Source organism: Micromonospora sp. AKA38, assembly GCF_027925725.1.
GTDB lineage: Bacteria > Actinomycetota > Actinomycetes > Mycobacteriales > Micromonosporaceae > Micromonospora.
Window position 1 is genome coordinate 852,319 of record NZ_BNEI01000003.1, and the last position, 21,841, is coordinate 874,159.

A 21,841-nucleotide genomic window follows, 5' to 3' on the forward strand; every position below is an offset into this window, starting at 1 on the left:
GATTCCGGCGGAGCGGCCGGCCGGGTCAGCAGCGGTCGACCGCGCCCCGCCGGACGGGCGCGGTCCGGCCCTCTCCCGGACGGCGGGAACCCGGCCGGCGGCGGGTGCCGCCCGCCCGCGCCGGCACCGGCCCGGAGCAGGCGCGGCGGCCCGCGCGCCGTCGGCGTACCCGCAGACGCCGGAACGCCACCGCGAGCGCGACCGCCACCACCACCGCCACCCCGGCGGCGGCCGGGAGACCGGCCGGCAGTCCGCCGGCCGCCCAGCCCACCAGCACCGTGCCGGGCACCCAGACGACGACCGCCAGGCCGTCGAAGAGCACGAACCGGCGGTACGGCAGTCCGGCCGCCCCGGCCACCCGGGGCACCAGCGTGCGGACGAACGCCGTCCAGCGACCCAGCAGCACCGCGGTCCCGCCCCGGGCGGCGACCAGCGCCTCGGCCCGCCGCCAGCGAGGTTCCCCCACCCACCGGCCGACCGGCCCACCACGCAGGCGGGGGCCGAGCAGCCGCCCCTCCAGATAGCCGAGCTGATCCCCGACGAACGCGGCGGTGGTGGTCACCGCCAGCGCGACGCCCAGGTCGACGCGGCCGGCACGGGCCAGCAAGCCGACCGTCAGCATGGTGGTCGCGGCCGGCAGCACCAGCCCGGCCAGCAGCCCCACCTCGCCGGCGAGCACCGCCGCCGCGACCAGCAGCAGGAGGCCCGGCGGCAGGGTGTCGAGCCGGTCCACCAGGGAATCCAGGAAGGTCATGCCTACCAGCGTCGCCGCGGCGTCGGCCGGTGACGTCCTGCCCGCGGCCGGGGCGGGTCCTCCGGGTGGCCGGTCGTGGCCCTAGGGTCCACCCGGATCCGGCACCGGGTTGAACCCGTCGTCGACCAGACCCAGCCGGTGCGCCACCACCGCCGCCTGCACCCGGTTCCGCAGCTCCAGCTTCTCCATCGCGGCCGAGACGTGCGTCTTCACCGTGGTCACGCCGAGGTGCAGCCGGGCGGCGATCTCCGCGTTCGACAGTCCGGCCCCGACCAGCGCCAGCACCTCCCGCTCCCGCGGGCTGAGCAGACCGAGCCCCGCGACGGCCGGATCGGGGGTACGGTCGCGGTCGTGCGCGGCGAGCGCGCGGCGCAGCACCCGGGCCAGCACCGGCGGGGCGAGCAGCGGCTCACCCTGGGCGGCCCGCCGGACCGCGTCGACCAGTTCCTCGGGGGCGCCGTCCTTCACCAGGTAGCCCTGCGCGCCCGCGCCGAGCGCCCCGTAGACGTTCGCGTCGTCCGCGAACGTGGTCAGCACCAGCACCCGGGCCGCCGGCTGCTGCCGCAGGATCCGCCGGGTCGCCTCGATGCCGTCCAGCCGGGGCATCCGCAGGTCCATCAGGATGACGTCCGGCCGTAGCCGCTCGGCGAGCCGGACCGCCTCGTGGCCGTCGCCGGCCTCGCCCACCACCTCGAAGCCCCCGGCCGTCCGCAGCACCAGGCCCACCCCGGCCCGGACCAACGTCTGGTCGTCGACCACCAACACTCTGATCATTCGTTCTCCCTGATCGGCAGCCGTACCCGGACCCGCCAGCCGCCACCCTCCGTGCCACCCGCGACGAGCGTCCCACCGAGCAGGCCCACCCGCTCCCGCATGCCCCGCAGCCCGTGCCCCGAGGCCGGCAACCGGGGGCCCGGACGCGCCGGGCCGCTGTCCCACACCTCGATCAGCAACGCGCCACCGGTCACCTGGACGTCGACCGAGACGACCGCGCCCGGCCCGGCGTGCTTCAGGCTGTTGGTCAGCGCCTCCTGCACCACCCGGGCCGCGGTCGTGCCTCCCACCAGCGGCATGTGCAGCACCTCGGGCATCCGTACCTGCACCGCCAGGCCGGCCTCCCGCACCCGCCGGGCCGCGTCCCGGATCACCTGCGCCGGATCGACGGACGTCTCGGCCGGCGCCACCGCGTCCGGGTCACGGAGCACCTCCAGCAGTTCCCGCAGCTCGTCCAACACCTGGCCGGCGGTGTCCCGCAGCTCGTCGAGCGCCAACACCGCCTCGTCGGGGCGGCCGGTGTGCTGCACCGCGTACCGGGCGGCGCCGGCCCGCAGCGCGATCGCCGCGACGTGGTGCGCGACGATGTCGTGCAGGTCCCGGGCGATCGCGGTGCGCTCGGTCAGCCGGACCATCCGGGCCTCCGTCGCCCGCCGCTCCTCCGCCTCCCGGGCCCGCTCCTCGGCCGCGCGAGCGGCCTGGCGCACGCCGCTGAGGTAGCGGCCGAACGCCACCGGCGCGGCGGCGATCCCGGCCAGCATCACCAGCCGCAACACGCCGACACCGCCACGGAGGACCTCCGCGTTGCCCGGGTCGATCACGTTGATCAGCGTCACGGTCAGCAGCAGCGCGTACCCGGCGGCCGTGGCCGGCCAGCTCGACCGGTACGCGACGTAGCCCAACGCGACCGCGGCGGCGAACTGGGCGGTGTCCGCGCCGGTCACCGTCACCGCGTCGGCCACCACCAGCAGCGCCGACGTGGCGAGCAGCACCGGCCACGGCCAGCGCCGGACGCCCACCAGGACCAGGCCGGTGAGCACCGCGAAGACCCCCGCCCACGCCTCGCGCGGAATGCCGGGGATGACGATCCGGGTGCTGATCAATCCCAACGCGGCCGTGCCGAGCCCGAGCAGCAGCTCGGGCCACCAGCTCCACCGCCTGCCCCCCATGCGGCCACCATACGGAGCCGGACGCGGCGGCCAGCCCTTCCACCGGCCGGCGCCCCTCCTCCGACTGGCCGGTGTGCCGGCCCGCCGCACGAGACCCGGGCGGCGTCCGCGCGCCTACCGTCGGTCGGCGTGATCAGCGACGCCCCCACCTTCCTCGGCCAGTTCGCCCGACACCCGTTCGCCACCGGCGCGGTGTTGCCGAGCGGATCGGTCCTCGCCCGGGACATCACCGCCGCCGTGCCCCGCAACGGGCATCCGCTGGTGGTGGAGCTGGGCCCCGGCACCGGCGCCTTCACCCGGGCCATCCAGCAGCGGCTGGCCGGGCGCGGCCAGCACCTGGCGGTCGAACTCAACCCGAGCTTCGCCGCCGCGCTGGCACGTCGTCACGCCGCCGTCGAGGTGGTACGCGCCGACGCGGCCACCCTCGACCGGGTGTTGACCGAGCGGCATCTTCCCGCCGCCGACGTGGTGGTGAGCGGGCTGCCCTGGGCGGCCTTCGGCGCCGGGCGGCAGCTGGCCGTTCTCGACGCGGTGCGGGCGGCGCTGCGGCCGAGCGGCGTGTTCACCACGTTCGCGTACCGGCACGCGCTCGCGACCCGGCCCGCCCGCCGCTTCCGGCACCTGCTGACCGGCGCGTTCGAGGAGGTGACGATCGGGCGTACGGTCTGGGCGAACCTGCCACCGGCCCTGGTCTACCACTGCCGCCGCCCGGTGAGCCGCTGAAGGCCGGCACCCCTGTCCGGGGTGCCGGCCTTCGCGTTGTCTCAGCTGTTCCAGTGCTTGCCGACGAGGTCGGTGGCCTGCTTCTCCCACTGCGCGTACGCGTCCGGGTAGGCCGACACCTGCACCGTCTGCGCGGCCTCGGTCAGCGGCATGTCCTGCCAGCCGTCGACCTGCTTCAACCCCTTCAGGAACGCAAGCGTCGAATACTCCGGATCGGTGATCTGCTCCGGGGTGCCCCAACCCGAGGACGGGCGCTGCTGGAACAGACCCAGCGAGTCATGGTCGTTGCGGTCGCCGAGATGGCCCAGGTTCTCCAGCTTCGACTCCTGCAACGCCGTCGCGATCGAGACCACCGCAGCCCGCTCCGGCAGCCCAGCCTTCTTCGTCGCCGCGATGATCGCCTTCACGTTCGCCGTCTGCTCGTCGTTCAGGCTGATCGTCGACTGCTCACCCTGCACACTCGCCACCGCAACCGGCTTGCTGGCCGTGGCGGCGTGCGCGGACTCGACATGACCGGCGATCGGACCGGCGAACACACCACCGGTGAAAGCCAGACCAGCAATACCCAGCACGCTCTTACGCAGCATCGTGTTCATGGCGGGGGCTCCATTCGGGGGTCAACGCACCGGGGGGTGCGGGCACCGTCAGGCGCACAACAAAGTTCTCGGGGGATCCGGCTGCTCGCGCGGCGGGGGGCGCTCGCCTTCCTCGGCCGTGCACCCGTCTACAACGCCGCCACCCCGTCGACGATTCCGCCGCCAGCGTGCCGCCCACCACCGCCGAACCGGACAAACCACCCAGTGAGGCACGCCCGCCGCCACTGGAACGCTATCGCCCACACCTCCACCGCGTTCCACTCGCCGTCCCACCACGTTTCACGTCCCGAGCCTGCAAACCTGATGGCGTGGATGGGTCAGGACGGCGACCCGTCCACGCCATCAGGTTTGTAGCGCTGCAAGCGCAAGCAACGCCCGGCATGCCCGACCCGTCGACACCGGACACCCCCCATCCCGGCACAGTCGGGGACACCCGAGGGCGAATCCTCGACACCCCGCTCGCAGTGCAGGGGGCGGGGACGGGACGGGGGCCGTCAGGCGGCGGGCCAGTCCTGGGAGGCCAGACGTGGCGAGGCCGCCCCCGGAGGGGCGGCCTCGAGCCAGGAGAGGAAGCCGGTCACCGTGGATCGCGCCATGGCGATCTCGACCGGAGCATGGTCGCTGGTACAGCGCAGGATCACCCAATCGGCCGGCATGGAGAAGCGCTCCTGCCCCTCGGGCAGGCGGCGGCGCTCCACCGCCAGCCCCTTGCGGGAGAGCACCCGCTTCGGGCGGAGCGCGAAGCTGAACATGCGGTACCAGCGGAGCTGATCGCCGGCGAACCGGCCGAAGCCGGGTGACCAACCACGGCCGTCGAGCATCGTGGTGACCCGGACGCTCAGCCGGATGATCCCCCCGCTACGGGTGAACAGGGCCCGCCGGATGAAGAGGATCAGAAGCGCGACGACGACGACCGCGACGCCGATTCCGATCCCTTCCACGATCTCCATCGGCGGGTCGGCTCAGCGGGCCGGAGTGGCCGGGGTGGCGCTCTCGGCGAGGACGGTCACGCCCTCACCGGTGACCGACAGGAAACCGCCGGCGACGTCGTACGCGACCTGCTGGCCACCGGCCTGCTTGATGCGCACCTGGCTGGGCTCCGCGAGCTGGCCGAGCAGCGGCGCGTGCCCCGGCAGCACACCGAGCTCACCCTCGGTCGTCCGGGCGACGACCATCTCGGCCTCACCGGTCCAGACCTTCTCCTCGACGGCTACGAGCTCGACGTGAAGCTGCTGTGCCACGCTGTCTCCTTGCTGCGGCGGCGGATTGCCGAAAGTCTAGTCGCGCCCCCGAGCGCCACCCAACGCGGGTGGTGAGAGCCGGACCACGGTGCCCCGCACTCGTTCAGGCTACTGGCTCTTCTGCTTGAAGTCGGGGTGCTCCAGCAGGAACGCGTCCAACTGCTCGGCACGCAGGGCGGCGAAGAAGTCGTCGGACGGCGCGAGGAGCTCTTCGCCCCGGTAGGCGCTGCCGCTCCCGATCGGCCCGCCGGGCAGCTTGATCGTCTCGATGGCGTCGGGACGGATGTCCTTGAGCGCGAGGCCGAAGTCGACGACGCTGTTGCCCCGGCCGTTGAAGACAAGCGACTGCCCGGCGGCCCGCAGCACCCGGTCCAGCTTGACCGGGTTGGCCACCACGTCGGCGCTGAACGCCTGGCTCACCATCGCCTTGACGAACTGCTGCTGGTGCCGCTGCCGGCCGTAGTCCGCGTCCGGCACGCCGTTCTTGGGGTAGCGCTGCCGGACGTAGTCAAGCGCCTGCCAGCCCGTGAGGTGGGCGTTGCCCTTCTTGTAGCGGGCCTGCGGGCCGAGGTAGCCGCCCCCGCCGGGCTTGAGCTGGCGCGGCGTGCCGTCCGGCTGGAGGTGCTCGGACTTCACGTCGCGCTCGATGTACATGTCGACGCCGCCCATGGCGTCCACGATCTTCTTGAACCCGCTGAAGTTGATGATCGCGCCGGCGTCGAAGCGCTTGATGCCGGTGACCCCCTGCACGGTCTTGGCGAGCAGTTCGAAGCCCTGCGCGGCGCTCGGGTTCTTCCCCGGCACGTTGCTGCCGTGCGACATGGCCGCGTTGATCCGGTCGGTGCCGCCGGAGTAGTCGGCCTTCGGGAACGCCGGGATGTCCACCCGCAGGTCGCGCGGGAGCGAGAAGAGATAGCCGCGGTCCATGCCGGCCGGCACGTGCAGGATCATGATCGAGTCGGAGAGCGGGCGGGCCGTCGAGGTGCGGGGGTCGATGCCGACGAGCAGGATGTTGAGCGGGCCCTTGATGTCGCTCTTCTTCTCGGTGGCGCCGGCGGCCTGGTCGCCGAAGAGGTCGCCCTTGCCGACCGCGCCCTCGTAGCGCGCGACGAGCGTGTGGTAGCCCACCAGCACCGAGCCGCTGAGCACCATCATGACGATGCCGAGGATGGTGCTGACCCGGGCCCACCGCGGCACGCCACGCCACATGGACCGCTTGTCCCGGTCCGTGCCGCCCTTACCCACGAGCATCTCCTATCGTCGCGCCCACGAAGAGGAGACGGGCGCAGGGGTCCGTTTCGTTGCAGAGATCAACGACGGTGACGCGAATTCGTGTCACGAACGGTACCGCGCGCTGCGGCGGACCGCTTGCCGGCCAACCGGGCGTCTGGTACGAGACCGGTCGTGAACGGGCGAAGGCCGCCCCGACGAGACGTCGGGACGGCCTTCGTGGTGTGAGCGGGCTCTCAGCCCTCCTCACCCATCAGCTCCTCGGCCTTGGCCTTGAGGTCCTCCAGGCCGCCGCACATGAAGAACGCCTGCTCCGGGAAGTGGTCGAACTCCCCCTCGCTGATCCGGCGGAAGGCGTCGATGGTCTCCGCGATCGGCACCGTCGAGCCCGGCACGCCGGTGAACTGCTCGGCGGCGTAGGTGTTCTGCGAGAGGAACCGCTCGATCCGGCGGGCGCGGCCGACGGTGAGCTTGTCCTCCTCGGAGAGCTCCTCGATGCCCAGGATGGCGATGATGTCCTGCAGGTCCTTGTAGCGCTGCAGGATCCGCTTCACCTCGGTGGCGACGGCGAAGTGGTCCTCGCCGACGAACTCCGGGGCGAGGATCCGGGACGAGGACGCCAGCGGGTCCACGGCCGGGTAGATGCCCTTGTCGGAGATCGACCGCTCCAGGTTGGTGGTCGCGTCGAGGTGGGCGAACGTGGTGGCCGGCGCCGGGTCGGTGTAGTCGTCGGCGGGCACGTAGATCGCCTGCATCGAGGTGATGGCCTGACCCCGGACGGAGGTGATCCGCTCCTGGAGCTCGCCCATCTCGTCGGCCAGCGTCGGCTGGTAACCCACGGCGCTCGGCATACGCCCGAGCAGCGTGGAGACCTCGGAACCGGCCTGGGTGAAGCGGAAGATGTTGTCGATGAAGAGCAGCACCTCCTGCTTCTTCACGTCGCGGAAGTACTCCGCCATGGTGAGCGCGGAGAGCGCGACCCGCAGCCGGGTGCCCGGCGGCTCGTCCATCTGGCCGTAGACCAGCGCGGTCTTGTCGATGACGCCGGACTCGGTCATCTCGGCGATGAGGTCGTTGCCCTCGCGGGTGCGCTCACCCACGCCGGCGAAGACCGAGGTACCACCGAAGTTCCGGGCCACCCGGGTGATCATCTCCTGGATGAGCACCGTCTTGCCCACGCCGGCGCCGCCGAACAGGCCGATCTTGCCGCCCTTGACGTACGGGGCGAGCAGGTCGATGACCTTGATGCCGGTCTCCAGCATCTCGGTCTTGGGCTCCAGGTCCGCGAAGGCCGGAGCCTTGCGGTGGATGCCCCAGTGGTCGTCGGCCTGGATGGTCTCGCCCTCGGTGAGGTTGAGGCACTCGCCGATCGCGTTGAACACGTGGCCCTTGACCGCGTCGCCCACCGGCACGCTGATCGGCGCGCCGGTGTCCCGGACGTCGGCGCCACGGACCAGGCCGTCGGTCGGCTGCATGGAGATGGCGCGGACCAGGTTGTCACCGAGGTGCTGGGCGACCTCCAGGGTCAGCGTCTTCTCACCGCCGGAGAGCGTCACGTCGACGTGCAGGGCGTTGAACAGACCCGGCATGGCGTCGCGCGGGAACTCGGCGTCGACGACCGGGCCGATGACCCGGACCACGCGACCCGTGGCCGTCTTGGTCTCCACTGCGGATACAGTCATCACACTTCACTTCCCGACGCGGCCAGCGCGTTCGCGCCGCCGACGATCTCACTGATCTCCTGGGTGATCCCGGCCTGACGGGCCGAGTTCATCTCACGCGTGTACTTCTCGATCATGTCTTCGGCGTTGTCGGTGGCGCTCTTCATCGCCCGCCGACGGGCGGCCGACTCACTCGCCGCCGACTCCAGCAACGCCGCGTAGATCCGCGTGTTGATGTACTTCGGCAGCAGCGCGTCGAGCAGCGACTCCGGCTCCGGCTCGAACTCGTACGCCGGAAGCAGGCCCTCGGACCGCGGCCGGTCCTCGACCTGCATCGGGCCGACGATCCGGGTCACCGGGTTCTGCGTCATCAGGGACTTGAACTCGGTGTAGACGATGTGCAGCTCGTCCACGCCGAGGATCCCGTCCGCCCCGGCGTGGCCGTCCGCGTCGTCCGCGCCGGCGGTGAACGCCTTGATCAGCGTGTCACCGACCTCGCGGGCGTCGTCGAACGACGGCTGCTCGGAGAAGCCCGTCCAGCTGCCGGCGATCTCCCGGTTGCGGAACCGGTAGAACGCCACGCCCTTGCGGCCGATGACGTAGAGCACCGGCTCCTTGCCGTCGGCGCGCAGCCGGGCGATCAGCGACTCGGCGGTCCGGATCGCGTTCGAGCTGTACCCGCCGGCCAGACCCCGGTCGGCGGTGACCAGCAGCACGCCCGCCCGCCGCACCCGCTCACGCGGGGTGAGCAGCGGGTGGTCGATCCGCGCGTTGGAGGCCAGCGCCGTCAGCACGCCGGTGATCGCCTCGGCGTACGGCAGCGAGGCCGCCACCTTGGCCTGGGCCTTGGCGATGCGGCTCGTCGCGACGAGCTCCATCGCCTTGGTGATCTTCTTCATCCCCTTGGCGGAACGGATCCGCTGTCGGAGAACGCGTACCTGGGCGGCCATCGGATCAGCTCTCGGCGGGGCGGTCGGTGGTGCCGTCGCGGAAGCGGGTCACCGTCTCGCGGGTCTGCTCACCCTCCAGCGGCTCGGCCGGGGCCTCGTTGACGCGGACCTCGTCCTCCTTGCCCAGGAAGACCTGCTTGAACTCGGCGATGGCCGAGTCCAGCGAGGCGATGATGTCGTCGCCCCACTTGTTGTCCGCGATCGAGGCCAGCACGCCCTCGTGCTTGTGCCGGAGGTACTGGAGGAACTCCGACTCGAAGCGGCGGACCTCGCCGACCGGGACGTCGTCCAGCTTGCCCTCGGTGCCGGCCCAGACGGAGACGACCTGCTCGTTGACCGGGTACGGCGAGTAGTTCGGCTGCTTGAGCAGCTCGACCAGGCGGGAACCACGGGCGAGCTGGTTCTGCGAGGCGCGGTCCAGGTCGGAGGCGAAGGCGGCGAACGCCTCCAGCTCACGGAACTGGGCCAGGTTGAGCCGCAGCGAGCCGGCGACCTTCTTCATCGGCTTCACCTGCGCGGCGCCGCCGACCCGGGAGACCGAGGTGCCGACGTTGATGGCCGGCCGGACGCCCTGGTTGAACAGGTCGGTCTCGAGGAAGATCTGACCGTCGGTGATCGAGATGACGTTGGTCGGGATGAACGCCGAGATGTCGTTCGCCTTGGTCTCGATGATCGGCAGGCCGGTCATCGAGCCGCCGCCCAGCTCGTCGGAGAGCTTCGCGCAGCGCTCCAGCAGGCGGGAGTGCAGGTAGAAGACGTCACCCGGGTACGCCTCACGGCCCGGCGGGCGGCGCAGCAGCAGCGACACGGCGCGGTACGCCTCGGCCTGCTTGCTCAGGTCGTCGAAGACGATCAGGACGTGCTTGCCGCCGTACATCCAGTGCTGTCCGATGGACGAGCCGGTGTAGGGCGCGAGGTACTTGAAGCCGGCCGGGTCGGACGCCGGGGAGGCGACGATGGTGGTGTACTCCATCGCGCCCGCGTCCTCCAGCGTCCCCTTGATGGAGGCGATGGTGGAGGCCTTCTGGCCGATCGCGACGTAGATGCAGCGGACCTGCTTCGTCGGGTCGCCGGAGCGCCAGTTGTCCCGCTGGTTCAGGATGGCGTCCAGCGCGACGGTGGTCTTGCCGGTCTTCCGGTCACCGATGATCAGCTGACGCTGGCCACGGCCGACCGGGGTCATCGCGTCGATGGCCTTGATGCCGGTCTGCAGCGGCTCGAAGACGGACTGCCGGGCCATCACGTTCGGGGCCTGGAGCTCCAGCTCGCGGAAGCCCTCGTTGGCGATGTCGCCGATGGCGTCGATCGGCTCGCCTAGCGCGTTGACCACGCGGCCGAGGAACGCGTCACCGACCGGCACGGAGAGCACCCGGCCGGTGCGCTTGACGCGCTGACCCTCTTCGATCCCGCCGAAGTCGCCGAGGACGACGACACCGATCTCGCGCACGTCGAGGTTCAGCGCCACGCCGAGCGTGCCGTCCTCGAACTCCAGGAGCTCGTTGGTCATGGTCGAGGGCAGACCCTCGACGTGGGCGATGCCGTCGCCGGCGTCGGCGACGGTGCCGACCTCCTCACGGGAGACGTCGGCCGTGTAGGAGGAGACGTAGCGCTCCAGGGCGCCGCGGATCTCCTCCGTCGAGATGGTCAGCTCGGCCATCCTCTGCTTCCTTAAAGTTCAGGGGCCCGGGATACCAGGTACCGACCGGTCCGATGGCGTCGAAATCAGGGCTGCAAGACGCTGGTCAGCGCTTCGCGAGCGCGTTGCGGGTCTCGTTGAGGCGGCGCAGGACGGTGCCGTCGTACAGGTCGGAGCCGACCCGTACGCGCACCCCGCCGAGCACGTCGGGGTCGACCGTCTGCTTGACGGACACCTCCCGACCGTACATGCCGGAGAGGCGGGCACCGAGGCGTCGCTCCTCCTCCTCGGTCAGCGGGGCCGCCACGGTCACGTACGCGACCTGACGGTCCCGCCGGTCCGCGGCCAGCTCGACCAGCCGGGTGAGCGCGCCGCCGAAGGAGCGGCCCCCGAAGCCCGCGAGCGCGACCTCGACGAGGCGGACGGTGACCGGCCGGGCCTTGCCGTCGAGCAGTTGACCGGCGAGGCCGGACCGCCGCTCGGCCGGGGCCATCGGGTCGGAGAGCGCGTTGGACAGCTCGGCGGAGCCGGAGACGACCTGCCCGAAGCGGAACAGCTCGTCCTCGACCTCACCCAGCTCGCCGGCCGAGTCGGCGCTCGCCAGGAGCGCCTCCACACCCAGCCGCTCGACGCCGTCGAGCAGTTCCGACGGGGTCGACCAGCGACCGGCGACCAGCGCGGCGAGCAGGTCGATCGCCTCCGCGCCGACCTTGCCGCTGAGGATCCCGGTCAGCAGAGCCGTGCGGTCCGCACCGGAGCGGGCCGGGTCGGAGAGCGCCCGGCGCAGCCGCGGCTCGCGCCGCAGCAGGGCGGCGACGGAGAGGATGTCGTCGGCGGTGGAGGCCACCGCCGACGGCTCCGCGCCGCGGACGTACGCGTCGAGGCGTTCGACCCCGGCGGCGTACGACTCCCGGCTGGCGGCCTGCATCAGCGGGCCCCCGTGCTCTCGAGACCGCTCAGGAACCGGTCGACGGTGCCCTTGCGACGCGCCTCGTCGGCCAGCGACTCACCGACGATCTTGCTGGCCAGGTCCACCGCGATGGTGCCCATCTCGGTGCGCAGCTCGCGCACGATGGTGGCCCGCTCGGCCTGGAGCTGCTCCTTGCCGGCGGCGATGACCCGGTCGGACTCCTCGCGCGCCTTGGCGAGGATGTCCTGACGGATGCCCTCGGCGTCGGCCCGGGCGTCGTCCCGGATCCGGGCGGCGTCGGTACGCGCCTCGGCGAGCTGGGCGCGGTACTGCTCGAGCAGCTGGTTCGCCTCGGCCTGGGCGGCCTCGGCGCGCTTGATGCCGCCCTCGATCGCGTCCACCCGGGCCTGGAACGTCTGCTCCATGCGCGGGAAGACGAACTTCATCAGCACGAAGCAGAGGACACCGAAGGCGACCAGCCCGACCACGATCTCCTGCCAGACAGGGATGATCGGGTTGTGGGTCGTCTCACCACCCTCAGCGGCGAGGAAGAACATGGAAAACCTCCCGGTCAGAGGGGTTGGGTCAGCCGGCCCAGATGAAGCCGAACGCGATGCCCAGCAGCGCCAGGGCCTCGATGACGGCGAAGCCGATCCAGACGTACGGAAGGGTCATCCGGGACGACTCCGGCTGGCGGGCGGTCGACTGGATGTAGGCCGAGAAGACCAGGCCCACGCCGATGCCCGGGCCGATGGCCGCGAGACCGTAGCCGATGGCGGCGGTGCTGCCCTCTACCGCGGCGTAGATGTCCATTGGTTGGTTCCTCCTGGTTATCACGCGTGACTCTCACGCGGGACGACAACGGTTGGTGCGAAAGATCGGATCAGTGCTCGTCGGCGAGCGCGCCCTGCACGTAGCTGGCGGTCAGCACCGTGAAGACGTACGCCTGCAGACAGATCACCAGGAACTCGAGGAAGGTCAGCGCGATCGTCATCACCCAGGACAGCACCGAGACCGGCGCGAGCCAGACGTTGGCGCTGAGCATGGCGAAGCCGCCGAGCGTGAAGACCAGCAGGAGCATGTGGCCGGCGAACATGTTCGCGAAGAGACGGACGGCGAGCGAGAAAGGCCGGACGAGGAAGGTCGAGAAGAACTCGATCGGGATCAGCAGCGGCAGGATGTACCACGGCGCCGGCGGGATCAGAGAGTTCTTGAAGTACTTCACGAAGCCGTGGTGCCGGATGCCGACGAAGTTGAACATCAGGTAGCTGATCACGGCGAGGATGGCCGGGAACGCGATGTGCGAGTTCGGCGAGATCTGGAAGAACGGCACGATCGCGAAGAAGTTCGTCAGCAGGATGAAGCAGAAGAGCGTGGTGAAGTACGGCGCGAACCGCACCCCCGCGTGCCCGATCATGTCCACCGCGATGTTGTTGCGGACGAAGCCGTAGATCGACTCGGCGAACCACTGCTTCTTGGTGGGGACGAGCTGCGGCTTCCGGTAGCTGACCAGGAAGAAGATGATCAAGATGCCGACGGCGACCCACACCATCGCCGTGATCTTGGTGAACCAGTACGAGTTCTCCGCACCCCAGGGCAGGATGCTGGGCAGGTAGAAGTCCCCCACGCTCGGTGGGAATTCCGCCTGGCCCTGAGCCAGGACGTTCGCCTGTCCGAACACCGCGTCCCTTCCTAAGTAGGCGTGCCCAGCCGGCGGACGACCAGGATGATGCCCCCGGCCATGCCGAGCACGACCCCGATGCCGGTGGCGACGCCGCCGGTATCGAGCCAACGGTCGACCAGCCAGCCGACGAAACCCCAGACGAGCATGCCCCCGATGAGGTATGAGAGCGCGGTCCAACCCTGACCGGCACCGGACGGAACGTCGCCCGAGCCGCCAGCGTTGGGGGGTTTCTGGTCACCGGCCATGACGGGGCGAACGATATCAGCAAGGCAGAAGAGGTTGTGCCTCACCCCCCGCACAACCTGGTTGTGTGGGACACGGGCGGGCGAAGTCGTCTGGAGGCACCGTACTCCTCCCGCGCCACTGAGAGAATGACCGATCGCGGACGCTGTGGCGCGTCGTCCGAAGGATGGGACGGCGTCAGCGCGCGACCCGTCGCGCGTGGACGGTGGCGAGCCACCAGATGTGCACGCCGGTCCAGATCACCACGCCCGCCGCGAGGCCCAGGCAGAACGGGATCAGCCCCGGCCAGCCGGTGGAGGCGACCAGCACCAGCACGCCGCCGAGCGCGGTCATCTTGGCCACGTAGAGGCCCAGCCCGAACGGCAGCACGAGCTGCGGGTCGCGGGCGTCGGCCCAGGCCAGCACCACGGTGGTGAGCGTGTAGCTGGCCGCCGTGACGGCCACCCCGCCGGCCGCGCCGAGCGCGCCGTCCGCGCCGCGCCACGCCCCGCCGGCCACCGCCGCCACCGCCGCCAGCACGGCCACCGCGGCCAGCAGGACGGGCAGGTGGCGCAGTCGCCACCCACGGTCCGCGACCGCCTCCGCCGCGCGCGTCCCCGACTCAGCCACGGGGGTACGCCGGCAACACCGTGGTCATCTGCCGCTCCCTCGCGTTCTCCACAGCGAAGGAGTCTACGGAGCCGCACACTGGAACCCGTGAGATGCCTCGTCACCGGTGCCACCGGCTACATCGGCGGGCGCCTCGCGCCCCGCCTCCTGACCGACGGGCACACCGTGCGCTGCCTGGCCCGCAAGGCCGGGCGGCTGCGCGACGTGCCCTGGGCCGCCGAAGCGGAGATCGTCGAGGGCGACCTGCGCCGACCGGAGACGCTGCCGGCCGCGTTCGAGGGCGTGGACGTCGCGTACTACCTGGTCCACTCGCTCGGTCAGCGTGATTTCGAGGCGGCCGACCGGGAGGCGGCGACGAACTTCGCCGAGGCGGCGCGTGCCGCTGGCGTACGCCGGATCGTCTATCTCGGCGGGCCGGAGCCGGCGGAACGGGCGGAGGTGCCCTCGGCGCACCTGCGCTCCCGGGCGGAGGTGGCCCGCATCCTGCTCGACAGCGGCGTGCCGACCGCGGTGCTGCGGGCCGCGGTGATCATCGGCTCCGGTTCGGCCTCGTTCGAGATGCTGCGCTACCTGACCGAGCGGCTGCCGGCGATGGTCACCCCCCGCTGGGTACGCAACCGGATCCAGCCGATCGCGGTCCGGGACGTGCTGCGCTACCTGGCCGGCTGCGCGCACCTGCCGCCCGAGGTGAACCGTGGCTTCGACATCGCCGGCCCGGACGTGCTGACGTTCGCGCAGATGATGCAGCGCTACGCCCGGGTGGCCGGGCTGCGACCGCGGCTCATCGTGCCGGTGCGTCCGCTCACCCCGGGGCTCTCCTCCCACTGGGTCGGCCTGGTCACCCCGGTCCCGAACGCGATCGCCCGGCCGCTGGTGGAGAGCCTGATCCACGAGGCGGTGGCGCACGAGCACGACATCGCCAGGTACGTGCCCGACCCGCCCGACGGGCTGACCGGCTTCGACCAGGCGGTCGGTCTGGCGCTGGCCAAGGTGCGCGACGCGCAGGTGGAGACGCGCTGGTCGACCGCGAGCGGGCCGGACGCGCCGGCCGAGCCGCTGCCGTCGGACCCGGACTGGTCCGGCGGCACGGCCTACACCGACCTGCGGGAACAGGCGGTGAGCGCCCCACCGGCGGCGCTGTGGCGGGTCATCGAGGGCATCGGCGGCGAGCACGGCTGGTATTCCTTCCCGCTGGCCTGGTCCGTGCGCGGCTGGCTGGACCGGCTGGTCGGCGGCGTGGGGCTGCGCCGGGGCCGGCGCGACCCGCACCGGCTCCAGGTCGGCGAGGCGCTGGACTTCTGGCGGGTGGAGGAGATCGTCCCGGGTGAACTGCTGCGGCTACGCGCCGAGATGCGGCTGCCCGGCCGGGCCTGGCTGGAGATGCGCGCCGAGCCGGCCGAGGGCGACCACAGCCGGTACGTCCAGCGTGCCGTCTTCCTCCCGCACGGCCTGCCCGGGCACCTCTACTGGGCCTCGGTCGTCCCGTTCCACGCCGTCGTCTTCGGCGGCATGGCCCGCAACATCGCCCGCAACGCCGAACACCCCACCGGTTAGGCGGGGCCCCTTGTTATCGCCAGGCGTTAACAAGGGGCCCCGCCTTACACGTCAGTTGCCGGTGCGGGGGGTGGTGTGCTGGAAGGCGACTGACTCGCCCGGGGGGACGAAGTCGCGGACGGGCTGGTCACGCAGGGCCCAGGCGAGGACGCGGCCGACGGCGGCGATCTGCCGCTTCTGCACGCCGCCGCCGACCGCGTCGCGCGGGTCGTCCGGGTTCGCGGCGATGGTGGCCACCGCGAGCTGCGGGGTGAACGCGACCACGGTCTCCGTGGCGTTCCGCTCCGAACTGCCGGTCTTGCCGGCCAGCGGGCGGCGCAGACCGGGAGCCAGTTCCTCGGCCGTGCCGCCGGCACACCTGCGGTACATCGACTGGTCGCCCACCGGGCAGCGGCTGGCGTCGGCCGCCGCGCGGGCCACCTCGGTGTCCAACACCTGCCGGCAGTCGGCGTCCCCGGCGGCCACCCGCCGGCCGGTCGCGTCAGTGATGGAGACGACCGGGGTGGGCCGGCACCAGGTCCCCTCGGCGGCCACCGTGGCGTACGCGTTGGCCAGGTCGAGCGGCGTGGTGGCGGAGACGCCGAGGGTGAACGGTCCCCAGTTCGCCGCCCCGTCCCGGGCCATCTTCGCGTCCTGCGGCGCGCGGAACACGATGCCCAGCCGCTGGGCCATCTCGACCACCCGGTCCGCGCCGACCCGCTCGGTCAGCCAGGCGAAGTAGGTGTTCACCGAGCGGCCGAACGCGTCCCACATGTCGCGGTCGCCGTCCATCCAGTACGTGTTGGCGTTCGCCGGGCACCACCGGCCGCCGCAACTGGCCGGGCCGCCGGAGACCGGGTACTTCGTGACGTACACCCGGGGGGCGTCGAACTCGGTGTCCAGCGGCAGCCCGGACTCCAGCGCGGCCAGCAGCGCGAACAGCTTGAACGTGGAGCCGGCCTGGTAGCCGGTGATGTCGCCGCCCCCGGCCACGAGCTGGTTGACCGTGTTCGGGTAGTTCTGCTGCCCGGCCGGGTTGTCGCCCACGCCGTAGCCGCGGTTGACCGCCATGGCCAGCACCCGTCCGGTGCCGGGCTGCACCACCGCGGTCGGCGCGGCCCGCGCGATCGTCTCCGGGTAGATCGTCCGTACCTGCTCGCTCGCCTTGGCCTGCACGTCCGGGTCGAGCGAGGAGACGATCGACCAGCCGCCCCGGCGCAGCGTGCGCTGCCGTTCGTCGACGGTCTTGCCGAACGCCGGCTGGGCGTTCCACCACTGGGTGAACCAGTCGCAGAAGAAGCCCCAGTCGTTGTGGCCGGCGGGCACCGCGGCGCAGTCGTTCGGGGTGGCGCTGGGCTTGAGGGCCAGTTCGGCGTCCTTGGCCGCGGTCGCCTCCGCCTCGCTCGCCCGACCGGTCTCCACCATCCGGTCCAGCACGTACGCCCGGCGGTCCAGCGCCGCCCCGGCGTCGCCGTTGATCGGGTCGTCGTGGTCCGGCGCCCGCACCAGCCCGGCGAGCAGCGCGGCCTGGGCGAGCGTGAGCCGGTCCGGCGTGGTGGAGAAGTAGCGCTTGCTGGCGGCGGCGATGCCGTACGCCCCGGCGCCGAAGTACGCGATGTTCAGGTAGCGCCCGAGGATCTCGTCCTTGCCGACCTGGCGTTCCAGCGTCAGCGCGTACCGCATCTCGCGGATCTTGCGGCCGGCGGTGATCTCGGTGGCCGCGGTCCGCTGCGCCTCGGTCAGCCGGGGGTCACCGGCCAGCGCGTTGCGCACGTACTGCATGGTCAGCGTGGATGCGCCCTGCCGGGTGCCCTCCGTGCGGTTGGCCGTCAACGCCCGCAGCACGCCCCGCACGTCGACGCCGTGGTGCTCGTAGAAGCGCACGTCCTCGGCGGCCACGATGGCGTCCCGCATCACCGGCGCCACGTCGCCGACCGGCACGTCCACCCGGTCCTCGACGTAGAACGAGGTGATCAGCGTGCGGCCGTCGTTGGCGTACAGGTTGGCGCGTTGCGCCGGTTGCGGCGCCCGGAGCGCCTCCGGCAGCTCGGTGTACGGCATCAGGTTCTTCACGCCCAGCCCGAAGACCAGCGCGGCCGGCAGCGCGGCGGCGGCCAGGGCCAGCCCGGCGAGCACGCCGGCGAGCAGCACGGTGAACAGCTTGTCGAGATGGGCGCGGTTCATCAGCTCTCCCCGCAGGAGCCGGCCGTACGGACCCGTCAAGAATGACCGGATTTGCCGTTTTTGCCGGCACCTTCAATGAAATGCGCAGGAAGTTCGCGAGAAAGGATGAACCTCAGGGCAGCAACGCGGCGGCCAGCGGCTGGACCGTCTCCTCGATCTCGTCGGCCACCCGGCTGAAACACTGGTCGCCCCGGCCCCACGGGTCGTCGAGGTCGTCGGTGGGCAACGCCGGGTCGCCCTGTCGGGCCGCGTCGGCGGCGGCCACCAGCGCCATCCCCCGGGCGTGCACCGCCTCCGGCGTCGGCCCGGCGGGCGGCAGGGCGGACCGGTCCAGCCCACCCAGCAGCCGGCCGAACTCGCCCAGCACGAACGTGCGCCCGGCGGCGTCCGGCCGCAGCGCCACCACGTACTCCTGCTGGTCGGCGGTGGCGGTGAGCACCAGGTCGGCGGCGTCGATCAGATCCGAGCGCAACCGCCGCGCGGCGAACCCGGCCACGTCACCACCGCGCGCGGTCACCTGCCGCGCGGCCGGCGGGTTCATCTCCTCGCCGGCGTGCCAGCCGCCGGTGCCGGCGCTGTGGCTGTGCACCAGCGCGTCCGAGCCGGCCGGGTCGACGTCGAGCCGGGCCAGCCGCTCCCGCACGGCGAGCAGCAGCAGCCGCTCGGCCATCGGCGACCGGCAGATGTTGCCCATGCAGACGTGCAGGACGGTGAAGGGCGGCACTCAGACCCCCCGCTCGTCGAGGAGCTCCGGCGCCACCTCGCGCAGCTTCGCCACCGACACCGCGCCCTGGCGCAGCACCCGCGGCACCTCGCCGGTCAGGTCGACGATGGTGCTCGGCACCGGGTCCACCGCCGGCCCGGCCTCCAGGTACGCCCGGACGCCGTAACCGAGCTGGTCGCGGGCCTCCTCGGCGGTCAGCGCGGCGGGCTGGCCAACCTTGTTGGCCGAGGCGACCGCCATCGGACCGGTCTCCCGCAGCACCTCCAGGGCGACCGGGTGCAGCGGCATCCGCACTGCCACCGTGCCGCTGGTGTCGCCGAGGTCCCAGGCCAGGCTCGGCGAGTGCTCCACCACGATCGTCAACGCGCCCGGCCAGAACGCCTCGACCAGGTCGCGGGCCACCTGGGGCAGCGAGAAGACCAGGCCGTCGAGGGTGTGCCGGGAGCCGATCAGCACCGGCGGCGCCTGCCGGGTGCCACCCTTGGTGTCCGCCAGGGCCTTCACCGCGTACGGCGTGAACGCGTCCGCCCCGATGCCGTAGACCGTGTCGGTCGGCAGGACGACGAGTTCCCCGTTCTTGACGGCCTCGATGGCAGCGGCGATGCCGCGGTCCCGGTCGGCGGGCGACCGACAGTCGTAGAGCATCACGAGGAGTCAGTCTGCCACGCCGCGCCGGGGTCGGCGTGTCGGCCGTCCGCCCGCCGGGACGCGGTCGCCCAGCGGGGCCGCCCGGCCAGGTCCCGGTGCTCCGCCACGTGCTCGTACCGGCCGTCGCCGGCGAGCAGGGCCGGCACCGCCGTGGCGTGCGTGTCGTCGTGCTCGACGCCGATCACCCCGCCCGGACGCAGCAGCGTCGCGGCGCGGGCCACCACCGGCCGGATCACGTCCAGCCCGTCCGCGCCGCCGAACACCGCCTCGTCCGGGTCGTGGCCGGCCACCTCCGGCGGCACGGTCACCGCGCGCGGCACGTACGGCGGGTTGCACAGCAGCACGTCGACGCGGCCGGCCAGGTCCGCCAGCAGGTCCGGATCGGTGACGTCGGCGACCACCACCTCGACCGGCCGGTCCCCCGCGTCGGCCCGCCCGGCCGCGTTGCGCCGCAGCCAGGCCAGCGCGGCCGGGGAGCGTTCCACCGCCACCACCCGGGCCGCCGGCACCTCCTGGGCGACCGCGAGCGCGATCGCGCCGGAGCCGCTGCACAGGTCGACCACGAGCGGCGCGGCGAGCCGCCGGGCCACCTCGACCCCCCAGCCGGCGAGCAGTTCGGTCTCCGGGCGGGGCACGAACACCCCCGGCCCGACCGCCAGCTCCAGGTGCCGGAAACCGGCCGCGCCGGTGAGGTGCTGCAACGGCTCCCGGGCCACCCGCCGGTCGAGCAGCGCGGCCAGGCGTTCACGTTGGACCGCGGTGAACCCGTCGGCCAGCGCCAGCCGGCCGCGCGGCACCCCCAGCACGTACGCGGCCAACTGCTCGGCCTCCGCCCGCGGCGCCGCCACCCCGGCGGCGGCCAGTGTCCGGGCCGCCCGGGCGATCATCGGCGAGACCCGTTCGCGTTCTGTCCCTTCGGACGGGTGTTGCGGGAGTGTGCTCACGCAATAATCATGAAGCGTCGCGGGTCGCCACACGAGCGGGTGCGTCCGGGCGCACACGTCAGGGAGGTCGCGAGTGGGCTGGCTCGACCAGGTCGAGGACCAGGTTGACGCCCTCCGACGTGCCCGGGCGTTGCAGGAGGCGAGCCGTTCCGCCGAGGCGTGCGTGCTGCTCGATCGCGTGATCCGCACCACCGACGATCCGTACGCCCGCGCCGACGCGCTTGTGCAACGCCTGTCCGCGCTGATCAATCTCGGTCGGACCGCCGAGTTCACCAGGGCCGTCGAGGACGCCTCCGCCGCCGTGCGTGACCTGGCCGAGCCCTACCTGCACGGGCACCTCAACGCGCTGGCCGCGCTCGCCGCCCACCACCAGGGCGCGCTCGACCGGTGCGTGATGCACCTGGTCCGGGCCGCCCGCGCGCTCGGCGCCGACGACACGCCGGACCGGGACACCGCCTGGGGCTGGCACGACCTGGCGATGGCGTACTCGTACCTCAGCTTCCACGGCCACGCGCTCGGCGCGATCGAACGCGCCCGCGAGGTCGGACTGAGCGCGGGCATTCCGGAGGAGACGTTCGCCGCGCCGGGGATCCGACTGCGCAACGCGGTGGCCCTGGACCACAACGGCGACAGCGACGGCTGCCTGCGGGTGCTGCGCGACGTGGCCGGTGACCTGGCCCGGTTCCTGCGCGGTGGGCAGGCCGCCAACCTGCGGCCCAGCAGCCTCACCGCCTACGGCTACGCCGCCGCCCGTCGCGCCGCGCTCGGCGACCGGGTGGAGTCGGCCGGGGACGCCGACCCGAACCGCCTGCTCGGCCACGGCGGGGACAGCGCCCGCGCCCGCGACCTGCGCCAGCTCGGTCAGGTCTGCCTGGCGGTCGCCGCCGGCCGGCCGATCGAGGCGGTCACCCGGCTGGACACGGTCCGGGCCTCCGACGAGACGCTCGGCGCGGCCGAACCGCCCCGGCTGCGCAGCATCGCGCTGGCCCGGGCCGGCGACCACGCCGGCGCGCACCGCGCCGACCGGCACGCGTTCCGGCTGGCCGCCCGGCGCAGCGACCGCCTGCGCGACGTCTACATCGACGGCATCGCCGCCCGGATCGACCACGAGGAGATGCGCCGCGAGGCCGCCCGGTACGAGGGCGAGGCGCTCACCGACCCGCTCACCGGCCTGCCCAACCGACGCCGGCTGGAGCGTTACCTCGGCGCGGTGGTGTCCCGGGGCGAGCGGGTGGTGATCGGCGTCTGCGACCTCGACGGGTTCAAGGCGGTCAACACGCGGCACGGCCACCACTCCGGCGACCTGGTGCTGCAACGGGTGGCCGGCGTGATCAACCGGGTGATGCGGCGGGGCGACTTCGTGGCCCGCTACGGCGGCGACGAGTTCGTCGTGGTGCTCCCCGACACCGTCATGCCGGAGGCGGTCGAGGTGGCCCGGCGGATCGAGGCAGCCGTACGCACCGAGGACTGGGACACCCTGGTCCCGGGCACCCCGGTCGGGGTCACCATCGGGTTCGCGGAGGTCGACGGCAGCACCACGATCAGCGTCCGGGAGGCGTTGGGCGCCGCGTTCGAGCTGGCCGACCGGGAGATGCTGCGCGCGAAGGACCGCCTCCGCGCCAGCTGAG

General features: G+C 72.5%; 23 protein-coding genes. 3 read left to right on the plus strand and 20 right to left on the minus strand.

Annotation, left to right across the window (positions count from 1 at the left end; all coding sequences use genetic code 11):
- Nucleotides 1-25 precede the first annotated feature (25 nt).
- From TPA0908_RS12440 to TPA0908_RS12450, 3 genes are all read right to left on the minus strand, one after another.
- A complete protein-coding gene (locus tag TPA0908_RS12440; RefSeq protein WP_281937586.1) occupies nt 26-754 on the minus strand; it encodes a DedA family protein in 729 nt (242 codons plus the stop codon).
- A gap of 81 nt (nt 755-835) precedes the next feature.
- Nucleotides 836-1,528: a response regulator gene (locus TPA0908_RS12445; protein ID WP_281937587.1), complete on the minus strand. Its 693-nt coding sequence runs from the start codon at nt 1,526-1,528 to the stop codon at nt 836-838.
- Nucleotides 1,525-2,697 (minus strand): sensor histidine kinase, encoded by a 1,173-nt coding sequence (locus TPA0908_RS12450; protein ID WP_281937590.1) that lies wholly within the window; start codon nt 2,695-2,697, stop codon nt 1,525-1,527. Before TPA0908_RS12450 ends, TPA0908_RS12445 begins: the two co-directional genes overlap by 4 nt.
- Before the next feature lie 129 nt (nt 2,698-2,826).
- On the opposite strand from TPA0908_RS12450, the gene TPA0908_RS12455 reads away from it, so the two are divergent.
- Nucleotides 2,827-3,420 (plus strand): class I SAM-dependent methyltransferase, encoded by a 594-nt coding sequence (locus TPA0908_RS12455; RefSeq protein ID WP_281937592.1) that lies wholly within the window; start codon nt 2,827-2,829, stop codon nt 3,418-3,420.
- 41 nt (nt 3,421-3,461) lie between these two features.
- On the opposite strand, the gene TPA0908_RS12460 is transcribed toward TPA0908_RS12455, so the two are convergent.
- The 13 genes from TPA0908_RS12460 to TPA0908_RS12520 form a co-directional block, all read right to left on the minus strand.
- Nucleotides 3,462-4,016 carry a hypothetical protein gene (locus TPA0908_RS12460; protein ID WP_281937594.1) on the minus strand — a complete coding sequence of 185 codons (555 nt, stop codon included), beginning with the start codon at nt 4,014-4,016 and terminating at the stop codon, nt 3,462-3,464.
- Nucleotides 4,017-4,510: 494 nt separating this feature from the next.
- Nucleotides 4,511-4,966, minus strand: coding sequence for a DUF2550 domain-containing protein (locus TPA0908_RS12465; RefSeq protein ID WP_281937595.1), 456 nt, complete (start codon nt 4,964-4,966; stop codon nt 4,511-4,513).
- A gap of 12 nt (nt 4,967-4,978) precedes the next feature.
- Nucleotides 4,979-5,257: a F0F1 ATP synthase subunit epsilon gene (locus TPA0908_RS12470; RefSeq protein ID WP_047893558.1), complete on the minus strand. Its 279-nt coding sequence runs from the start codon at nt 5,255-5,257 to the stop codon at nt 4,979-4,981.
- A 108-nt stretch (nt 5,258-5,365) separates the two neighbouring features.
- Nucleotides 5,366-6,508, minus strand: a complete 1,143-nt coding sequence (locus tag TPA0908_RS12475) for an LCP family protein (RefSeq protein WP_281937598.1) — start codon at nt 6,506-6,508, stop codon at nt 5,366-5,368.
- Nucleotides 6,509-6,723: 215 nt separating this feature from the next.
- The gene (gene atpD, locus TPA0908_RS12480; protein WP_107156997.1) at nt 6,724-8,169 is read right to left on the minus strand and encodes a F0F1 ATP synthase subunit beta; all 1,446 of its coding nucleotides are present in this window, start codon (nt 8,167-8,169) and stop codon (nt 6,724-6,726) included.
- A complete protein-coding gene (locus TPA0908_RS12485) occupies nt 8,169-9,098 on the minus strand; it encodes a F0F1 ATP synthase subunit gamma (RefSeq protein WP_281937601.1) in 930 nt (309 codons plus the stop codon). Before TPA0908_RS12485 ends, atpD begins: the two co-directional genes overlap by 1 nt.
- A 4-nt stretch (nt 9,099-9,102) precedes the next feature.
- Nucleotides 9,103-10,755 (minus strand): F0F1 ATP synthase subunit alpha, encoded by a 1,653-nt coding sequence (gene atpA, locus TPA0908_RS12490; RefSeq protein WP_281937603.1) that lies wholly within the window; start codon nt 10,753-10,755, stop codon nt 9,103-9,105.
- Nucleotides 10,756-10,840: 85 nt separating this feature from the next.
- On the minus strand, nt 10,841-11,662 hold the full coding sequence (locus TPA0908_RS12495; protein WP_281937605.1) for a F0F1 ATP synthase subunit delta: 822 nt from the start codon (nt 11,660-11,662) through the stop codon (nt 10,841-10,843).
- A complete protein-coding gene (locus tag TPA0908_RS12500) occupies nt 11,662-12,201 on the minus strand; it encodes a F0F1 ATP synthase subunit B (RefSeq protein ID WP_107156993.1) in 540 nt (179 codons plus the stop codon). The genes TPA0908_RS12495 and TPA0908_RS12500 overlap by 1 nt, the downstream gene beginning before the upstream one ends.
- A 28-nt stretch (nt 12,202-12,229) precedes the next feature.
- Nucleotides 12,230-12,457 carry an ATP synthase F0 subunit C gene (locus TPA0908_RS12505; RefSeq protein ID WP_091422600.1) on the minus strand — a complete coding sequence of 76 codons (228 nt, stop codon included), beginning with the start codon at nt 12,455-12,457 and terminating at the stop codon, nt 12,230-12,232.
- 70 nt (nt 12,458-12,527) lie between these two features.
- The gene (gene atpB / locus TPA0908_RS12510) at nt 12,528-13,325 is read right to left on the minus strand and encodes a F0F1 ATP synthase subunit A (RefSeq protein ID WP_281937609.1); all 798 of its coding nucleotides are present in this window, start codon (nt 13,323-13,325) and stop codon (nt 12,528-12,530) included.
- Nucleotides 13,326-13,336: 11 nt separating this feature from the next.
- Nucleotides 13,337-13,573 (minus strand): AtpZ/AtpI family protein, encoded by a 237-nt coding sequence (locus TPA0908_RS12515; protein ID WP_107157102.1) that lies wholly within the window; start codon nt 13,571-13,573, stop codon nt 13,337-13,339.
- A gap of 175 nt (nt 13,574-13,748) precedes the next feature.
- The gene (locus TPA0908_RS12520; protein ID WP_281937611.1) at nt 13,749-14,180 is read right to left on the minus strand and encodes a hypothetical protein; all 432 of its coding nucleotides are present in this window, start codon (nt 14,178-14,180) and stop codon (nt 13,749-13,751) included.
- 87 nt (nt 14,181-14,267) lie between these two features.
- Here TPA0908_RS12520 and TPA0908_RS12525 point away from each other — a divergent pair, with 87 nt between their 5' ends.
- Nucleotides 14,268-15,734: an SDR family oxidoreductase gene (locus TPA0908_RS12525; RefSeq protein ID WP_281937613.1), complete on the plus strand. Its 1,467-nt coding sequence runs from the start codon at nt 14,268-14,270 to the stop codon at nt 15,732-15,734.
- 51 nt (nt 15,735-15,785) lie between these two features.
- Here TPA0908_RS12525 and TPA0908_RS12530 read toward each other — a convergent pair whose 3' ends face one another.
- From TPA0908_RS12530 to prmC, 4 genes are all read right to left on the minus strand, one after another.
- On the minus strand, nt 15,786-17,897 hold the full coding sequence (locus TPA0908_RS12530; protein WP_281937615.1) for a transglycosylase domain-containing protein: 2,112 nt from the start codon (nt 17,895-17,897) through the stop codon (nt 15,786-15,788).
- A 112-nt stretch (nt 17,898-18,009) separates the two neighbouring features.
- A complete protein-coding gene (locus TPA0908_RS12535; protein WP_281937617.1) occupies nt 18,010-18,621 on the minus strand; it encodes an arsenate reductase/protein-tyrosine-phosphatase family protein in 612 nt (203 codons plus the stop codon).
- Nucleotides 18,622-19,266, minus strand: a complete 645-nt coding sequence (locus tag TPA0908_RS12540; protein WP_281937619.1) for an L-threonylcarbamoyladenylate synthase — start codon at nt 19,264-19,266, stop codon at nt 18,622-18,624.
- Complete coding sequence (gene prmC, locus TPA0908_RS12545; RefSeq protein ID WP_281937621.1) at nt 19,266-20,213, minus strand: peptide chain release factor N(5)-glutamine methyltransferase; 948 nt, start codon at nt 20,211-20,213, stop codon at nt 19,266-19,268. The genes TPA0908_RS12540 and prmC overlap by 1 nt, the downstream gene beginning before the upstream one ends.
- 73 nt (nt 20,214-20,286) lie before the next feature.
- Between prmC and TPA0908_RS12550 the strand changes: the two genes are divergently transcribed.
- Nucleotides 20,287-21,840, plus strand: a complete 1,554-nt coding sequence (locus tag TPA0908_RS12550) for a GGDEF domain-containing protein (protein WP_281937623.1) — start codon at nt 20,287-20,289, stop codon at nt 21,838-21,840.
- The last annotated feature ends 1 nt before the right edge of the window (nt 21,841 follow it).